This is a genomic window from Kribbella sp. NPDC031520 (assembly GCF_055580825.1).
On record NZ_JBVIKS010000008.1, the window covers coordinates 80,697 to 95,200 of the forward strand.

The 14,504-nt window shown below is 68.4% G+C and carries 15 protein-coding genes; 7 read left to right on the plus strand and 8 right to left on the minus strand.

Annotation, left to right across the window (positions count from 1 at the left end):
- Positions 1 to 70 precede the first annotated feature (70 nt).
- From ACZ5BU_RS34465 to ACZ5BU_RS34480, 4 genes are read left to right on the plus strand one after another with little or no spacing between them, the layout of a single operon-like run.
- Positions 71 to 1,033 (plus strand): carbohydrate kinase family protein, encoded by a 963-nt coding sequence (locus tag ACZ5BU_RS34465; protein ID WP_465704826.1) that lies wholly within the window; start codon positions 71 to 73, stop codon positions 1,031 to 1,033.
- 4 nt (positions 1,034 to 1,037) lie between these two features.
- A complete protein-coding gene (locus tag ACZ5BU_RS34470; RefSeq protein ID WP_465704828.1) occupies positions 1,038 to 2,327 on the plus strand; it encodes an ABC transporter substrate-binding protein in 1,290 nt (429 codons plus the stop codon).
- Positions 2,324 to 3,256, plus strand: a complete 933-nt coding sequence (locus tag ACZ5BU_RS34475; RefSeq protein WP_465704830.1) for a carbohydrate ABC transporter permease — start codon at positions 2,324 to 2,326, stop codon at positions 3,254 to 3,256. Before ACZ5BU_RS34470 ends, ACZ5BU_RS34475 begins: the two co-directional genes overlap by 4 nt.
- Complete coding sequence (locus tag ACZ5BU_RS34480) at positions 3,253 to 4,080, plus strand: carbohydrate ABC transporter permease (RefSeq protein WP_465704832.1); 828 nt, start codon at positions 3,253 to 3,255, stop codon at positions 4,078 to 4,080. Before ACZ5BU_RS34475 ends, ACZ5BU_RS34480 begins: the two co-directional genes overlap by 4 nt.
- Here the strand turns inward: ACZ5BU_RS34480 and ACZ5BU_RS34485 are convergent.
- Together ACZ5BU_RS34485 and ACZ5BU_RS34490 are read right to left on the minus strand one after the other, a co-directional pair.
- On the minus strand, positions 4,046 to 6,196 hold the full coding sequence (locus ACZ5BU_RS34485; protein ID WP_465704834.1) for a caspase, EACC1-associated type: 2,151 nt from the start codon (positions 6,194 to 6,196) through the stop codon (positions 4,046 to 4,048). The two genes, ACZ5BU_RS34480 and ACZ5BU_RS34485, sit on opposite strands and share 35 nt — an antisense overlap.
- Positions 6,135 to 6,518 carry a hypothetical protein gene (locus ACZ5BU_RS34490; RefSeq protein ID WP_465704836.1) on the minus strand — a complete coding sequence of 128 codons (384 nt, stop codon included), beginning with the start codon at positions 6,516 to 6,518 and terminating at the stop codon, positions 6,135 to 6,137. The genes ACZ5BU_RS34485 and ACZ5BU_RS34490 overlap by 62 nt, the downstream gene beginning before the upstream one ends.
- Positions 6,519 to 6,715: 197 nt before the next feature.
- On the opposite strand from ACZ5BU_RS34490, the gene ACZ5BU_RS34495 reads away from it, so the two are divergent.
- From ACZ5BU_RS34495 to ACZ5BU_RS34505, 3 genes are all read left to right on the plus strand, one after another.
- The gene (locus tag ACZ5BU_RS34495; RefSeq protein WP_465704838.1) at positions 6,716 to 7,168 is read left to right on the plus strand and encodes a hypothetical protein; all 453 of its coding nucleotides are present in this window, start codon (positions 6,716 to 6,718) and stop codon (positions 7,166 to 7,168) included.
- A gap of 143 nt (positions 7,169 to 7,311) precedes the next feature.
- Complete coding sequence (locus ACZ5BU_RS34500) at positions 7,312 to 7,506, plus strand: hypothetical protein (RefSeq protein ID WP_130387656.1); 195 nt, start codon at positions 7,312 to 7,314, stop codon at positions 7,504 to 7,506.
- A 22-nt stretch (positions 7,507 to 7,528) separates the two neighbouring features.
- Positions 7,529 to 8,878 (plus strand): flotillin family protein, encoded by a 1,350-nt coding sequence (locus tag ACZ5BU_RS34505; protein WP_465704840.1) that lies wholly within the window; start codon positions 7,529 to 7,531, stop codon positions 8,876 to 8,878.
- 61 nt (positions 8,879 to 8,939) lie between these two features.
- Here the strand turns inward: ACZ5BU_RS34505 and ACZ5BU_RS34510 are convergent, their stop codons facing one another.
- The 6 genes from ACZ5BU_RS34510 to ACZ5BU_RS34535 all read right to left on the minus strand — a co-directional run bounded on the left by ACZ5BU_RS34510 (position 8,940) and on the right by ACZ5BU_RS34535 (position 14,412).
- A complete protein-coding gene (locus ACZ5BU_RS34510; RefSeq protein WP_465704842.1) occupies positions 8,940 to 10,034 on the minus strand; it encodes a S1 family peptidase in 1,095 nt (364 codons plus the stop codon).
- 88 nt (positions 10,035 to 10,122) lie between these two features.
- Positions 10,123 to 10,752: a LuxR C-terminal-related transcriptional regulator gene (locus ACZ5BU_RS34515; RefSeq protein WP_465705163.1), complete on the minus strand. Its 630-nt coding sequence runs from the start codon at positions 10,750 to 10,752 to the stop codon at positions 10,123 to 10,125.
- Entirely contained in the window at positions 10,752 to 11,654 is a 903-nt protein-coding gene (locus ACZ5BU_RS34520; RefSeq protein ID WP_465704844.1) for a sensor histidine kinase, read from the minus strand. Before ACZ5BU_RS34520 ends, ACZ5BU_RS34515 begins: the two co-directional genes overlap by 1 nt.
- Complete coding sequence (locus tag ACZ5BU_RS34525) at positions 11,651 to 11,983, minus strand: hypothetical protein (protein WP_465704846.1); 333 nt, start codon at positions 11,981 to 11,983, stop codon at positions 11,651 to 11,653. The genes ACZ5BU_RS34520 and ACZ5BU_RS34525 overlap by 4 nt, the downstream gene beginning before the upstream one ends.
- Before the next feature lie 54 nt (positions 11,984 to 12,037).
- Complete coding sequence (locus tag ACZ5BU_RS34530) at positions 12,038 to 13,123, minus strand: amidohydrolase family protein (RefSeq protein ID WP_465704848.1); 1,086 nt, start codon at positions 13,121 to 13,123, stop codon at positions 12,038 to 12,040.
- Positions 13,124 to 13,149: 26 nt separating this feature from the next.
- Positions 13,150 to 14,412: a lytic transglycosylase domain-containing protein gene (locus ACZ5BU_RS34535; protein ID WP_465704850.1), complete on the minus strand. Its 1,263-nt coding sequence runs from the start codon at positions 14,410 to 14,412 to the stop codon at positions 13,150 to 13,152.
- Between the last annotated feature and the right edge of the window lie 92 nt (positions 14,413 to 14,504).

Sequence of the window (14,504 nt, forward strand, 5' to 3'; positions counted from 1 at the left end):
TGCTAAACCTGTGCACACGTTTCAAGATTCATGCACGAGTTTGATCGAGCATGCAGGAGTGTGGCTGCACATGCACGAGCTGGACGTACCTGCTCTGGATGTTGTCGTGTCCGGTCTGGTCTTCCACGACCTGGTGCTCGGCCTGCCCACTCCTCCGCGGCCCGGCACCGAGGTGTGGGCCACCGAGTCGCACGAGAGCCCCGGCGGGATCGCGAACTTCGCGGTCGCGCTCGCCCGGCTCAGGCTGCGTACCGGAATGGCCGCAGTTTTCGGCGCGGACGACCTGGGCGACCGGGTGTGGACGCGGCTGACCGCCGAGGGCATCGATCTGTCACTCTCCCGCAGACTCGCCGGCTGGCAGACGCCGCTCACCGTGGCCCTCGCGTACGAGAACGACCGTGCGCTGGTCACGAGGGGCACGTCACCCCTACTGTCGGCCGACGAGCTGATCACCACGCCGCCGGCTGCCCGGGCCGTCGCCGCCCACATCGGATCCTGGCCGAACGAGTGGCTGGCGAAGGCGAAGGCGGCCGGCAGCGTGGTGTTCGCCGATGTCGGGTGGGACCCGACCGAGCAGTGGGACCCCGCAGTACTCGATCAGCTCGAGCACTGCGACGTCTTTCTGCCCAACGCCGACGAAGCGATGGCCTACACCCGCACAGACTCACCGGAGCAAGCGATGCGCCGGCTGGCGGAGCGGGTACCGCTGGTCGTCGTTTCGAACGGTGCAGCAGGTGCTCTCGCGATCGATGCGGGCACTGGCGAGCAGGTCGCCGTACCTGCGTATCCGGTCCCGGCGGCGGACACCACCGGGGCGGGTGATGTGTTCGCCGCCGGTTTCATCGCGGCCACGCTCTGGGAGCTGCCGCTCGAGCAACGCGTGCGGTTCGCCGCACTCACAGCGGCCATCTCCGTCACCCGGCTCGGCGGTGCGGACGCCGCGCCGCGCTGGGCAGACCTCGCGGCCTGGCAGGACGCGAACCCCGAAGACCACCAGCTGGAAGCGCTGATCAGCGCCCACTCAGGAAGGTAGAACCATGGAGCTCTCACGTCGGACGCTGCTCGGGGGCTTCGCGGCCGTAGCGAGTGGCGCGCTCGTCGGCTGCTCGTCCGGAATGAACAACGCCGGTGCGCCGGCCAAGAAGAACGTCGCCACCGAGCTGACCTTCTGGTGCTGGCCGGGCGGCCTCGGCAAGTCGGTACTGACCGACACGATCGCGCACTTCCCGGACCCGAAGATCAAGTACTCCGAGATCGGCGGCGACTTCAAGCAGAAGCTGGTCACCACGTTCAACGGCGGCACCGGGATCCCGGACATCACCGGCCTCAAGGGTGAGGACATCGCCTCGCTGCTGCCCCAGGCGGACCGGTTCGTGGACCTGAAGAGCGTCGGCGCGGACTCGGTCCTCGGCGACTACCTGGACTGGAAGGTCAAGCAGGCGACGACGCTGGACGGCAAGGTGATCGGGCTGCCGATCGATGTCGGGCCGACGGCGCTGTTCTACCGCGAGGACGTCTTCGCCGCGGCCGGCCTACCGAGCGATCCGGCCAAGGTGGCCGACCAGCTGAAGACCTGGGACGACTTCTTCGCCGCCGGCGTCCAGCTGAAGGCGAAGAACCCGAAGGCACTGCTCGTCTGGGACGCCACCGACCTGTACGACATGGTCATCGGCCAGGGCACCGAGCGGTACATCTCCAAGGACAACAAGTTCATCGGCGACCAGGACCACATCCGCAAGGCCTGGGACACCTCGGTCAAGGCGATGACGATGAAGATCGACGGCAAGACGCCGAGCGGCAGCCCGGACTGGAACGCCGGCCTCGACCAGGGCACGGTGCCCGCGCACATCGGCGCCGCCTGGGTCGCCTCCGACATCAAGTCCGCGGTGAAGACCAGCGTCGGCAAGTGGCGGCTGGCGGCGACGCCGAGCGGCCCGGCGAACTTCGGCGGCTCGTTCCTGGCGATCACCAAGAACGCGGCGGATCCGCAGAAGGCGTTCGAGGTGATCAAGTACATGCTCAGCGCGGACAACGAGGCCAAGGCGTTCGCCGACGCGCAGATCTTCCCGGCGGCGCCGGCGGCGTACGACAAGCCGCAGCTCACGGCGGCGGACAAGTTCTTCGGCGGCCAGGTACCGATCAGCGTCTTCGGACCGGCCGCGAAGGGGATCCCGGTCGCGTACCAGAGCCCGTACGACGACGCGGTCGCGGCGCCGTTCCACGATGAGCTGAAGACCGTGCAGACCGGCACCAAGACGTCGGACGCGGCCTGGTCGTCCGCCGTCTCCAAGGCGAAGGCGATCGCCAAGCGGCAGGGGGTGCAGTGACCGTTACGGCGACGTTGTCCAGACCCGCGGTGGCTGCGGCGCCGCCACCGCGGAAGCGGATCTGGTCGTACTGGCGGTTCTACCTGGCGCTGTCGCCGTTCTACCTGCTGTTCGCGGTGTTCGGGCTGTACCCGATGGTGTCCACGATCGTGCTGGCGTTCCAGCGCTGGGACGGCCTGAGTGCCCGCCGGTTCACCGGCCTCGGCAACTTCGCGTTCCTGGTCAAGGACCCGACGTTCTGGCAGTCGCTGGAGAACACCGTCGTCCTGTTCTTCATGTCGACGGTGCCCACGCTCGTGCTGGCGTTGCTGCTCGCAGTGATGCTGCAGTCGGCCGTCCGGTTCACCAACGTTTACCGGATCGCGTACTTCATCCCGAACGTCACCTCGCTGGTCGCGATGGCGATCTTCTTCAGCTCGATCTTCAGTACGAACTTCGGTCTGGTGAACGCCGCGCTGCGTTCGCTCGGGATCCCGCAGCAGGACTGGCTCGGCGAACCGTGGGGCATCAAGATCGCGATCTCCACGATGATCGTGTGGCAGTGGGTCGGGTACAACACGCTGATCTACCTGGCCGGTCTGCAGGCGATCCCGAAGGAGCAGTACGAGGCCGCGAAGGTGGACGGGGCCGGCGCGGCCCGGACGTTCTTCTCGATCACGTTGCCACAGCTGCGTCCGGTCGTACTGTTCACCGTCATCATGTCGACGATCGGCGGGCTGCAGACGTTCACCGAGCCGCAGGTGATGGTCGGCAACAGCGGCGGCACCGGGCAGAGCGGCATGACCGTGGTGCTGTTCTTCTACCGGGCCGCGTTCCTCGACAACGACTACGGGTACGCCGCCGCGATCGCGCTGAGCATCTTCGCGCTGGTGTTGTTGTTCACGGCAATCAACTGGCGGATCTTCCGCGGACGGGGTGAGGACCGATGACGCGCATCCGGTGGCGGGGCCTCACGCTGCACGCCGTACTCGTACTGGCGTTGCTGGTGTTCATGTTCCCGTTCGTGTGGACGATCATCATGGCGTCGAACACGACCGCGGACATCTACCGGTTCCCGCCGAAGTTCACGTTCGGCGGGCATTTCGGCGACAACGTCCACCACGTACTGACCAACGTCGCGTTCTTCCAGTCGATGGGGAACACCGCGGTCGTGGCGGTCTCGACCACGGCGCTGGTGCTGTTCTTCGACTCGCTGGCCGCGTTCACGTTCGCGAAGTTCCGGTTCCCGGGGCGGAACGCGTTGTTCGTGATCCTGCTCGCGACGATGCTGCTGCCGGCGCAACTGGCGGCCGTACCGCAGTTCCAGACGATGGCGATCCTCGGCTGGGTCGGTTCGCTGAAGGCGCTGATCATCCCGGGCGCAGCGAACGCGTTCGGGATCTTCTGGATGCGGCAGTACTTCCAGAACTCCATCCACGACGAGCTGGTCGAGGCGGCGACGCTGGACGGCTGCGGCTTCTTCGGTACGTACTGGCACGTCGCGCTGCCGTCCGCACGGCCGGCCCTGGCGTTCCTCGGCATCTTCACGTTCGTCGGCTCCTGGAACGACTACATGTGGCCGCTGATCGTGCTGACCAACCCGGACCACGTGACGCTGCAGGTTGCACTGTCCACGCTGAACCGCGCGCACGGCGTCGACTACAGCATGGTGATGACCGGCGCGCTGATGGCGATGATTCCGCTGGTGATCGTGTTCGCGGTCTTCGCCCGCCAGTTCATCAAGGGCGCGACCGAAGGCGCCGTACGGGGATGAGAACGACGACGGCGGTCACCAGCAGAACGTTGCCCGCCAGGTACAGCAGGAAGACAGGCACCGAGTGGCCCTGGGTCCAGGTGGGTACGGCGCCGAGGGCATCGAGCACCCCGAGCGTCACCACCGCACTGGTGAGCCAGGTCTGTGCCCTGGCCTCCACCGCCGCCAGCGCGGACCAGGCGAGCGCGACGATGGTCAGGGGATCCAGCAGGAACAGCGGCGTCACGGTCAGCACCGAGTACCCACTGGGGCTCTGGACGGACAGTGCGAGCAGCAGCAAGATGCCACCGGCAACAACAACGACGGCCGGCGCCGTCGGGACGGGACGCAGCGGCCACGTCCGCGGCCTCAGGGTGAACCCGAGAGCGGCGGCCAGAGCGGCACTGACAACGATCGTGACGACCCACGCGCTCGATTCGTCCGCGCTGATACCGCCGCCGAGAATGGCCACCCCCTTCTCGAACAGGGCGAGCATGCAGCCGGCCACGACGCCTAGTGCGACCGTGCCGGTCCATCGCACTGCCAGCGCTGCCAGTACGGCGACGATCGAACCGAGGATCGCCGGGTCGCCCCACGTCCGGTAGATGTACCAGCCGGTCGGGTCCGGGTCGTACCAGAGTTTGCGGGAATCGGTGGATCCCGGCCAGTTCACCAGCACCAGGAAGGCAGCCCCGAGCACCAGTACGGCGATCAGCCACCACGGCGGCGTGGTTGCCGTGGCCGTCTGCTGTTCTGTGTGGGGTGGTTCGGGCCGGGGCGGTGGGGCGGGTTCCGGCTCGGGTTCGGGTGGTGGGGACGGCGGCTCGGAGTCCGTGTCCGGAGTTGTCAGCCGGACCGGGATCGTCAGTTCGGCGGTCGGACCGGTGAGAATCACGGACGTCGTCTCGTGCGCCTGCTCGGGTTCTGCGACCCGGACACGGACCAGCACGCCGTCCTGCTCGACCTTGAGCCAGGTGTCAGCAGCCGAGGCCACCGCGGTCAGCGCGATCGGTGGACCGTCCAACCGCACCTCCGCAGTACCCGCACGATCGAGCGTCAGCTCGTGAGGTGTCACCTTCGGCACGGCTACCGCGATGGCCTCCGTAGCCGCCTCGGAGACCTTGCGGCTGTCGTCGCCGACCATTCGCCCGAGCGCCTGCCAGGCGGCGTACGCCTGCCCGAGGTCTTCGTCGGCCAGCCGTTCGCGCAGGTAGTCGACCACCCCGAACCTTGCCGCAGGCAACGGACTTTCCATCGCCTCCGAGAGCTCCGGCGCAAGCGGCGCCGGTGTGATCCGGCGTACCCGGCTGCGCGCGATCAGCAGCTCGCCCTGCGCTCCGAAGGTCCACATCTGCGGGTTCTGGTTCGGCGTCACCCGATGGATGCGGTCGGTCACGTATCCGACCAGCTCGGTGAGTCCGACCCACCCGTCACCGTCCCGGTCCGCCGCGCCGGTGGTCAGTCCGTCGACCACCGCGCCGGTGAACACGGACGGAGCCGGCGCGGCGGCATCGGTGGCCAACTGGCCGCCCTCGAACGCGTACTCCATCGCGCTGGAAGCAGTGACCACCACGCGTCCACGTCCACCGCCGACCTCCGCCTGCCGCGCGAACGCGTCCCGGACCTGCGCCTCGGCCGTTGCCCGGACGACCATGCCGCGTGGAAACGCACCGCCGTAGCAACAGTCCAGGAACAACGCGATTCGCTGCGCCCGGCTGTCGGCCATCTGCCGGTTCACGAAGTCGGCGGCGACCGCGGTCGACGCGAGCCGGGCCGGTTTCGTGTCCGCGACCGCCAGGAACAGCTCACCGGCGGCGTTCTTCAAACCGTGACAGGAGAAGTGCAGCAACAGCAGGTCTTCCGGCATCCGGTCGGCGAAGAAGTCCTCGACCGCGACCCGGATCTGCTGCGCAGGCTCGTTGCGCAGTACCCGCACGTCGAACCCACCGACGGACGGGTCGGCCAGCACCTCGGCGAGCGCCGCGGCGTCCTGGGCCGGCGCGACCAGCCGCCGCAGCCCCGGATCGTCGTACTCGTCGTTGGCGATCACGAGGGCGACCCGCGAGCCGCTCATCTCACGCGTCCGCTCCGCTGTGCCGCCGTACGAACGCGTCGACCAGCTGCTGCTGGACCTCACCGGTCGCTCCGCTCAGCTCGATCACGTCACCGTCGATGGTCAGCTTCACCGTCCGTACTGATCCGGATCGGCGCAGCCATTCGCGAATCACCACGATCACCGAGCCGACGGCCTGCAGTCCCGGTGCGAGCGAAACGCTCAGGAGTCCGGCGACGGCAGCCAAGCCACCCTTCGAGCCCTCGGGCGCGGCGCCCTCCTCGTACGGCTGAACCGAGCGCACGTCGAGCATCAGCAACTCCTGCCGCAGCAACAGAGCCAGTACTTCGAGCTCACCCTCGTCGGCGCCCTCGTCCACAACCTGCACCCGGACATCGGCGTCCATGGTCCCTCCCGCCCCGAGGTCGACAGCACAACCATGCGCCCGTGGCGCGCCGATCACAAGGTGCGACCGCGGCGTCGCGGTGGTAATGAACACTTGCTCGCCGCACCAATCCGGGCAATCCTGGCGTGGACTGCCCTCCCGACCAGTCGAGCCGAACCTGACCGGCTCGATCCAGCAACGACCAACGGGAGGACACCATGCCTGCACGAAAGACGGTCGCCGCTGCGGCCATCTCCGCGGCCGTGCTTGCCGCGGGACTGGGGACGGCAACACCTGCGGCCGCGGACTACGGCAACACGGCGATCTACCAGATCGAACTGTCGGTCAACATCCCCGGCCCGCAGGGTGGTGGCGTCTGGTTGTGGTGGGAGCTCAGCAGCGACGGCAGCTCCGACTACCAGGGCTCCGACTGCGGTCACGGCGGCGAGGGGGCCGCGCACAATTCCGGCGAAGCGACCTGGGCCTACACCGCTGACCACAGCCACATCGTCATCTCCGGGACCGTCCTGAACGGCCTCGGCGGGTACGTCACCACCGTCACCATCCCGGCGACGTACGGCCACCGGCGTGGGACCGACGAAACGTTCATGACCCTTCCGGGCTTCATCCCGAGCGGGATCGGCGACTCGGAGCTGCAAGTGGCTCCGTAACAGCGGCAGCGGGACCGTACGGACAACGCCGAGTGCTCAGGTGGTCGTTGTGACCACCTGGGCACTCGCATGTCCGCGGTGCCGGCCGTGGTGATCTAGGCTTCGGGGAACTGGAGCAGGCGGAAGTGCGTCGGAGGGGCAACATGGTAGGCAAGCGGGGGCGGGTGATCGGCCGGATCGCACCCGGGATCGTCGGCGAGGTGATGCTGCCGGTCCGGGGTGCCACCGAGGCCTTCTACGCCTACCCGGCGACCGACGAGGTGCTGGAGGTGGGGACGCAGGTGGTCGTCGTCGACTTCGACCCGCCGCGCACCGTCTACGTGGCTCGCGCCATCTAACTTTCGTTCCCTTGGAGGGGAAATGCTGTGGACGTACGTGGGCGTCGCCGCTGCCGCGGTGATCGCCCTGCTCATCATCTTCCGGATGGTCTGGCGGGTGGCGGAGCCGAACGAGGCGCTGATCATCTCCGGTCTCGGCGCGCACTCGGGCAACGAGCAGGTCAACGAGACCCTCGGCTTCAAGATCGTGGTCGGCCGCGGTACGGCGGTGCTCCCGGGTTTCCAGACCGTACGCCGGTTGCCGCTCGACATCCGGGCCACGCCGCTTGCCGTGACGTGTGTGTCCAGCCAGGGCATCCCGCTGCACATCAAGGGCGTCACCGCGTACAAGGTCGGTGACGACTACGGCTCGATCGCGAACGCGGCCCGGCGGTTCCTGGAGCAGAGCGACGAGCAGGTGATGAGCACGATCCACGAGCTGTTCGCGGGTCACCTGCGGGCGATCGTCGGCTCGACCACGGTCGAGGAGATGCTGCACGACCGGGAGACGCTGACCACGAACATCCGTGGCTCGCTGGCCGGCGACATGGAGAAGCTCGGCCTGGTCGTCGACTCGCTGCAGATCCAGGAGATCGACGACGAGTCCGGCTACATCCGGAACCTGGGCCGTCCGCAGGCCGCTGCGGTCGAGGCCGCGGCCCGGATCGCGCAGGCCGAGCGGGACCGGGAGGCGACCGAGCGCGAGCAGGCCGCCGCCGCGCAGAAGGCCGCGGCCGTCCGGGAGAGCTCGATCGCCCAGGCCGGTTACCAGGCCGAGGTCGACCAGGCGAAGTCCAAGGCGTCGCAGTCCGGCCCGCTGGCCGAGGCGCTGGCCCGCCAGCAGGTCGTCGTCGCCGAGACCGAGACCGCGAAGCTGAACGCGTCGCTGGCCGAGAAGCAGCTGGAGTCGACGGTACTGAAGCCGGCCGACGCGGAGGCGTACCGGCAGCGGACGCTGGCGCAGGCCAGCCGGGACGCGCAGATCGCGGCCGCCGAGGCGAACGCCCGCGAGGTCCAGTTGCGTGGTGAGGCCCAGGCGCAGGCCACCGAGCTGACCGGTAAGGCGGAGGCGTCCGCGGTACAGGCGAAGGCGATGGCCGAGGCCGCCGGTATCAAGGCCCGTGCCGAGGCGCTGGCCACGAACACCGAGGCCGTCGTCGCGCAGCAGCTCGCCGAGGCCTACCCGCAGATCGTCGCCGCGGCGGCGAGCTCGTTCGAGAAGGTCGGCAACATGGTCGTGCTGAACGGTGCCCAGGGCATCGAGGACACCCTGGTCAAGACCATCACGATGGGCGGCTCCGGCTTCGCCCTGGCCAAGCAGCTGATCGACTCACTGGCCACCAAGAAGGACGAGCCCCCGAAGCTGGAGTCGGTACCGGACGAGCCGGCCTGACCCAACCAACGTCCGAAGAACTGAGGCTTATCGCACTCGGTTCTTCGGACGTTGTTGTTTTTCAGGCAGTCTGCAGGGTCAGGTGGTACGTCTGGAGGATCTCGTTGACGGGCTGGAACCAGGTCTCGCCGCCGCTGCTGCAGTCGCCCCAGCCGCCGGAGGTGACGCCCTGCGCCTGGTCGCCGGTGATGAACGACCCGCCCGAGTCACCGGGCTCGGCGCAGACGTTGGTCTTGGTCGCGCCGTAGAACAGCTGGCCGTTGCCGTAGTTCACGGTCTCGTTCTTGGCCAGGATCGTGCCGCAGTGCCAGTGGCTCGTCGAACCGCTCCGGCACACCGAGGAACCGATCGGCGCCTCCCACGACCCGCGGACCAGCTGGTCACTCACCTGTCCCCAGCCGAGCACGACGCCGACGTTCCACCAGCCGTACCCCGTCGACACCCACGCATAGTCGTTGTCCGGGAACGACCAGCCCTGGAACCAGCCCTGCTCCGAACCGTCCCAGCCGCGGACGATGCTGCCACGCCCGCAGTGGCCCGCGGTCACGTAGCCGCCGACCACCGAGAAGCCGATCGAACAGCGGATGTTGTCGACATAGAACGGGTCCCCGCCGACCGTGCCGGCTGCGAACGTACGTGGCGCCTGAGCCGCGACCTGCTTCACGGTGACAGGACCTAGCCTGGCCAAGAATGAGTCGACGGCCTTGGAACGCTTACCTGCTTGGACGTTGACGACGACCGTCCCGGACTTCGGGTCGGCAGCCCAGCCGCTCACTGCCGCCGGTACTGCCTTGCCGGCCAGCTTGTCGACAGCAGCCTTCCGCTGGTCCAGGGCCTTCGCTGTTACCGGTACGACGACCACCTGAGCGCCTGTAGCGCGTACGGCGGCCACCTGGTCCTGGCCGACGACTCCTACGACCAGCTTCTGCGTCCTGGCGTCGTACCAGGCTCCGCCGAAGGCAGCGCCGGCTGCCTTCTGCGCTGTAGGCAACAGCTTCGCGGCTGACGTCTCGGCTGCGAGCCGTTGCTGCATCTGCTGTTCGGTCAGCCCGAAGTCACGTTGCATGGCGGCGGACTGGTCGGGCACAGCGAGCGCTTGTGTTGTGGGCACAGTCAGTGCAGCCGCCGTGAGCACGGCGGCTAAAAGGACCTTCATGTGAACTCTCCTCACCTAGGGGCGGTTCGGTGGATGAGAGCGCTCTCAGACAATGAGAGTGGCGTACGTTGTCAAGCGCGTCAAGAGCTCACAGGCCGAGGTAAGCGAGAACCGCCAGCACCCTGCGGTGGCCGGAGTCGGTCGGTGGGAGGTCAAGCTTCAGGAACACGTTGCCGACGTGCTTGTGTACAGCACCGTCCGAGATGAACAGCTTTTCGCCGATAGCCGTATTGCCGAGGCCCTCGGCCATCAGTGCGAGTACTTCGCGTTCGCGCGGCGTCAGGCGGTCGAGCGGGCTGCTGCGCTTCACCATCAGCTGGCTGACCACCTCCGGGTCGAGCACGGTGCCTCCGCCCGCAACCCGGCGTACTGCTTCCAAGAACTCGTCGACGCGGGACACCCGGTCCTTCAGGAGATACCCGACGCCCTCGCTGCCGGCCGCGAGTAGCTCGGCCGCGTACACCTCCTCGACGTACTGCGAGAACACCAGCACCGGGAGCCCCGGCCGGACGCGGCGGGCCTCGATCGCGGCGCGCAGGCCCTCGTCGGTGAACGTGGGTGGCAGCCGTACGTCGACGACTGCGATGTCGACCTCGTACTCGGCGATCGCCTTCGCGAACTCGTCCGCGTCGGTGGCGATCGCGGCGACCTGGAAGCCGGAGTTGTCCAGCAGCAGGCTCAGACCTTCGGCGAGGATCGGGTTGTCCTCGAGGATCATCACCCGCACGGAAGGATCACCTCGACGGTGGTCGGCCCACCGATCGGGCTCTGCAGTTCCAGGTGTCCGTCGATCGCCTGCACGCGATGGAGCATGCCATGCAGCCCACTCCCCCGGCCCAGCAGGTCGTTCTGCTCGCTGATCCGCGCTCCGCCGATCCCGTCGTCCGTGATCGCCAGGTAGAGCTCCGGACCACGCCGTTCGAGCTGTACGTCGACGTGCCCGGCCGCACTGTGCTTGGTGATGTTGGTGAGCGCTTCCGCGACCACGAAGTACGCGCAAGCCTCTACTGCTGCTGGGACCTGCCCGAGCTCGCCTATGCGGAGCTCCACTGGCAACGGGCACCTGGCGGCCAGTGCGGACACTGCCCCGGCCAGACCGCGGTCAGCAAGGATCGGCGGGTACATGGTGCGCAGTACGCCACGCAGCTCCGTCATGGCCTGCTCTGCACCGTCACGGGCATCGTCCAGCAGCTTGGCCGCCTTCTCCGGGTCGTCAGCCATCGTCTGCTTGGCAACACCGATCCGCATCGCCAGCGACACCAGCTGCGCCTGCGTACCGTCATGAAGGTCTCGCTCGATCCGGCGTAGCTCAGCGCCGTGGGAGTCGACAGCACCGGCCCTGGTCTTCGTGAGCTCCTCCACGCGCTGCTCGAGCCTGACAGTCTCCAACTGCTCTGGGTTAGGTGCCAGGAGCTCGAGCGCCGCGTTGGCGTGACTGCGCGCTACCAGCGGTGCGACTCGGCTGAGGAACCACAGACCTGCTCCGAGCTGCAGCGGGCCCAGTGTGAGCGCCTCGAACCAGTTGTTGACGTCGATACCCATCAGGCTGACGTTGCCAGGGTCGATCCACCAGAGCAGCATGCCGACGACCGCCGCGGGCGCACCGATCAGTGCGATCACCGCGACGACCGCTCGGGGATCTTCACCACCGGCATCAACAGACACCGCAGAGCGCGCTTGAACGACTTGTCGCGGAACAGGGTGACCACATCCCCGGGCTGCCGCGGCAGCGCGGGCGGGAGTTCCTCTGCCTGCGGGAGGCCGAGGAACTTCGCTGCGCGGTACCGCTCACTGTTGGCGAGCCGTACCAGGCCGGCGGTCGCGCCCGGGATGAGCCAGCCCCAGATCAGGCTGACCGGGACAGCGGCCAGCAACGTGACCGACTTGAAGAAGCGGATGACCAGGTAGCCAGCGGCCGGAACACCCCGGGACAGCATCTTCTTGAGCATGCTCTTATCTTCCGGCACCAGCACGGGCGCAGTCGGTACAGCAGGCTCTACCTTTCAGCCCCGGATGACCCGTCCACGCAGAGCGATCAGCCGCGGGTGGGTCAGTACGGCTGGGTTCGCCCGCGGGTCCTCGTCGTACACCACGAGATCGGCCGGGTCGCCGGGGCGCAGCTCGCTCGGCGCACCCAGCCACTCGCGGGCGGCCCACGAGCCGGCGGCCAGCGCCTGCTCCCCCGACAGCCCGATCTCGGTCAGCGCCTGGATCTCCTGAGCGACGAGGCCGTGCCCGAGTACGCCGCCCGCGTCGGTCCCGGCGTACACCGGTACGCCGGCCTCGAACGCGTCCCGCAGCCGGTGCAGGCGGCGCTCGTAGAGGTCCCGCATGTGCGCGGCGTACACCGGGAACTTCCCCGCGGCCTGCTCGGCGTACTGCGGGAAGTTCTCCAGCTGGATCATCGTCGGTACGACGGCCACCTGGTGCTCGGCCAGCTGGGCGAGGAGGTCGGGCTCGATGCCGGTGCCGTGTTCGAGGCAGTCGATGCCCGCGGCGAGCAGATCGGGCAGCGCGTGCTCGCCGAAGACGTGCGCGGTGACCCTGGCGCCGAGCTCGTGGGCGCGGGCGATCGCGGCGTTCAGCGCGTCGGCCGGCCAGCACGGCGTGAGGTCGCCGGCGTCGCGGTCGATCCAGTCGCCGACCAGCTTGACCCACCCGTCACCGCGGCGGGCCTCCTGCTCGACGTACGCGACGAGTTCCTCCGGCTCGATCTCCCAGCCGTAGTTGCGCAGGTACCGCTTCGAGCGGGCGAGGTGCCGACCGGCCCGGATGATCTTCGGCAGGTCTTCGCGGTCGTCGATCCAGCGGGTGTCGACCGGCGAACCGGCGTCCCGGATCAGCAACGCGCCGGCATCGCGATCGGCGATCGCCTGCTGCTCCTGTGTCTCCCGGTCGACCCCGCCGTGCTGGTCGAGCCCGATGTGGCAGTGCGCGTCGACCAGCCCGGGCACGATCCAGCCACCGGTGTGCACGGTCGTCACGTCAGCAGCGGCGGGCCGGTCGACGACCAGCCCACCGCTGAGGTGGATCTCCTGCTGCTCACCAGCCGGCAACACCGTGCCGGTCAGCCGTAGTACGCCGCTCATGGGAGCGACCGTACCCCGTTGGTCCGCTAGCCGTGAGAGCCGCCGCCCGCCGTGCAGGTCGGGGTGGTGGTCTCGTTGCCGGCGCAGGGTGTCCCGGTCGGCGTCTGCGTCGGGGTGTCGGTCGGCGTCGAGGTCGGTGTCGACGTGGGGGTCGTCGTCGGCGTCGTGGTAGGCGTCTTCGTCGGCGTCTTGGTGGGGGTCTTGGTCGGCGTCGACGTCGGGTGGTGCGTCGGCCAGTTCGTCGGCGTCTCGATCGGCTTCGGCGGCGTCGGCTTGTCCCACGGGGTCGTCGGCGCCTCGGTCGGAATCGTGGTGGCGGTCACCGGCGTCGGCGTCGGGGTCGGCGTCTTGGTGTCGTCCGGGATGTCCGGGACCACCCGCGGGTCGACCCGGCGGTCCGCGTTGCCGTTCTGCTTCGCGGCCGCGATGTTGCCCTTCGCGTTCGGCACCAGGACCGCGTTCTTGCTGTAGACCCGCATCCATTTCAGCACCGTGGCGACGAAGTCCTTGGAGTGGTGGTAGCGGAGCAGCGAGGCGACCAGGTCACGCGGGCTGCGCAGGTCGTCGCCCTCGGCGCAGAGCACCACGGCGACCGTGGTGACCGCGTCGTACACGTTGTTCGGGTTGCGGAAGCCGTCGCCGTTGCCGTCGGCCCCGAACTCGTCCCAGACCTGCGGGATGATCTGCATCGGCCCGACGGCGCGATCCCAGGTCTGGTCGGCGTCGTACTTGCCCTTGTCGGTGTCGGTGATCCGGCCGTTGCCGTGCCGGCCGTTCAGCACCGGGCCGAGGATCCGGCCGCGGGTGGTGCCGGCCACGTCGACCCGGCCGCCGCTGGCGTGGTCGGACTCGACCTTGCCGATCCCGGCCAGCAGCGGCCAGGTGAGACCACAGTTCGGCCGGACGACCGCGAGGTTCGCGGTGGCCCGGCGGTAGGCGGGGAAGACTCCGCGGGGGATGCCGTTCACGGCACCCGGCCGTCCGGGACGGACGACCGATCGCCCGTCGGTGGCCCCTTGCACGGGGACGTCGGCGCGGGCGGGCTTGTCGGATCCGAGCTGCCCGTCCACTCCGGGACGCTGCGGCACGATCATCGTCAGTTCGTCGAACTCACCGCTGTTCAGCCCGGCACCGGGCGACGGGGCGACCGGGCCGCCCGCCGTGAGCTGACCGGCGGCGCCGGTTCCCCCCGAGGCGACGGTGACAACAGCCCCGACCAGGAGCGGGGCGGTACACAGTGAAGCGATGATGATTTTGACCCGACGGTTACCACTACGGGTTAGGCGCATAGCCCCTTCAACGAACCAGGCGCCACAAAGTTACATCAAGACGACGCAAAGTTACCGGCTACAGAAAGCGCTCGGAAAACCGGCACCGAGGT

Excerpts from the sequence above, each read along its gene's own strand:
- ACZ5BU_RS34490 (WP_465704836.1), bottom strand. The coding sequence starts at position 6,518 with ATGGACGCCGATGTCCGGGTGCAGGTTGTGGACGAGGGCGCCGACGAG.
- ACZ5BU_RS34525 (WP_465704846.1), bottom strand. The coding sequence starts at position 11,983 with ATGCTCAAGAAGATGCTGTCCCGGGGTGTTCCGGCCGCTGGCTACCTG.
- ACZ5BU_RS34535 (WP_465704850.1), bottom strand. The coding sequence starts at position 14,412 with ATGCGCCTAACCCGTAGTGGTAACCGTCGGGTCAAAATCATCATCGCT.
- ACZ5BU_RS34510 (WP_465704842.1), bottom strand. The coding sequence starts at position 10,034 with ATGAAGGTCCTTTTAGCCGCCGTGCTCACGGCGGCTGCACTGACTGTG.
- ACZ5BU_RS34470 (WP_465704828.1), top strand. The coding sequence starts at position 1,038 with ATGGAGCTCTCACGTCGGACGCTGCTCGGGGGCTTCGCGGCCGTAGCG.
- ACZ5BU_RS34530 (WP_465704848.1), bottom strand. The coding sequence starts at position 13,123 with ATGAGCGGCGTACTACGGCTGACCGGCACGGTGTTGCCGGCTGGTGAG.
- ACZ5BU_RS34505 (WP_465704840.1), top strand. The coding sequence starts at position 7,529 with ATGCTGTGGACGTACGTGGGCGTCGCCGCTGCCGCGGTGATCGCCCTG.
- ACZ5BU_RS34480 (WP_465704832.1), top strand. The coding sequence starts at position 3,253 with ATGACGCGCATCCGGTGGCGGGGCCTCACGCTGCACGCCGTACTCGTA.
- ACZ5BU_RS34495 (WP_465704838.1), top strand. The coding sequence starts at position 6,716 with ATGCCTGCACGAAAGACGGTCGCCGCTGCGGCCATCTCCGCGGCCGTG.
- ACZ5BU_RS34500 (WP_130387656.1), top strand. The coding sequence starts at position 7,312 with ATGGTAGGCAAGCGGGGGCGGGTGATCGGCCGGATCGCACCCGGGATC.
- ACZ5BU_RS34515 (WP_465705163.1), bottom strand. The coding sequence starts at position 10,752 with ATGATCCTCGAGGACAACCCGATCCTCGCCGAAGGTCTGAGCCTGCTG.
- ACZ5BU_RS34465 (WP_465704826.1), top strand. The coding sequence starts at position 71 with ATGCACGAGCTGGACGTACCTGCTCTGGATGTTGTCGTGTCCGGTCTG.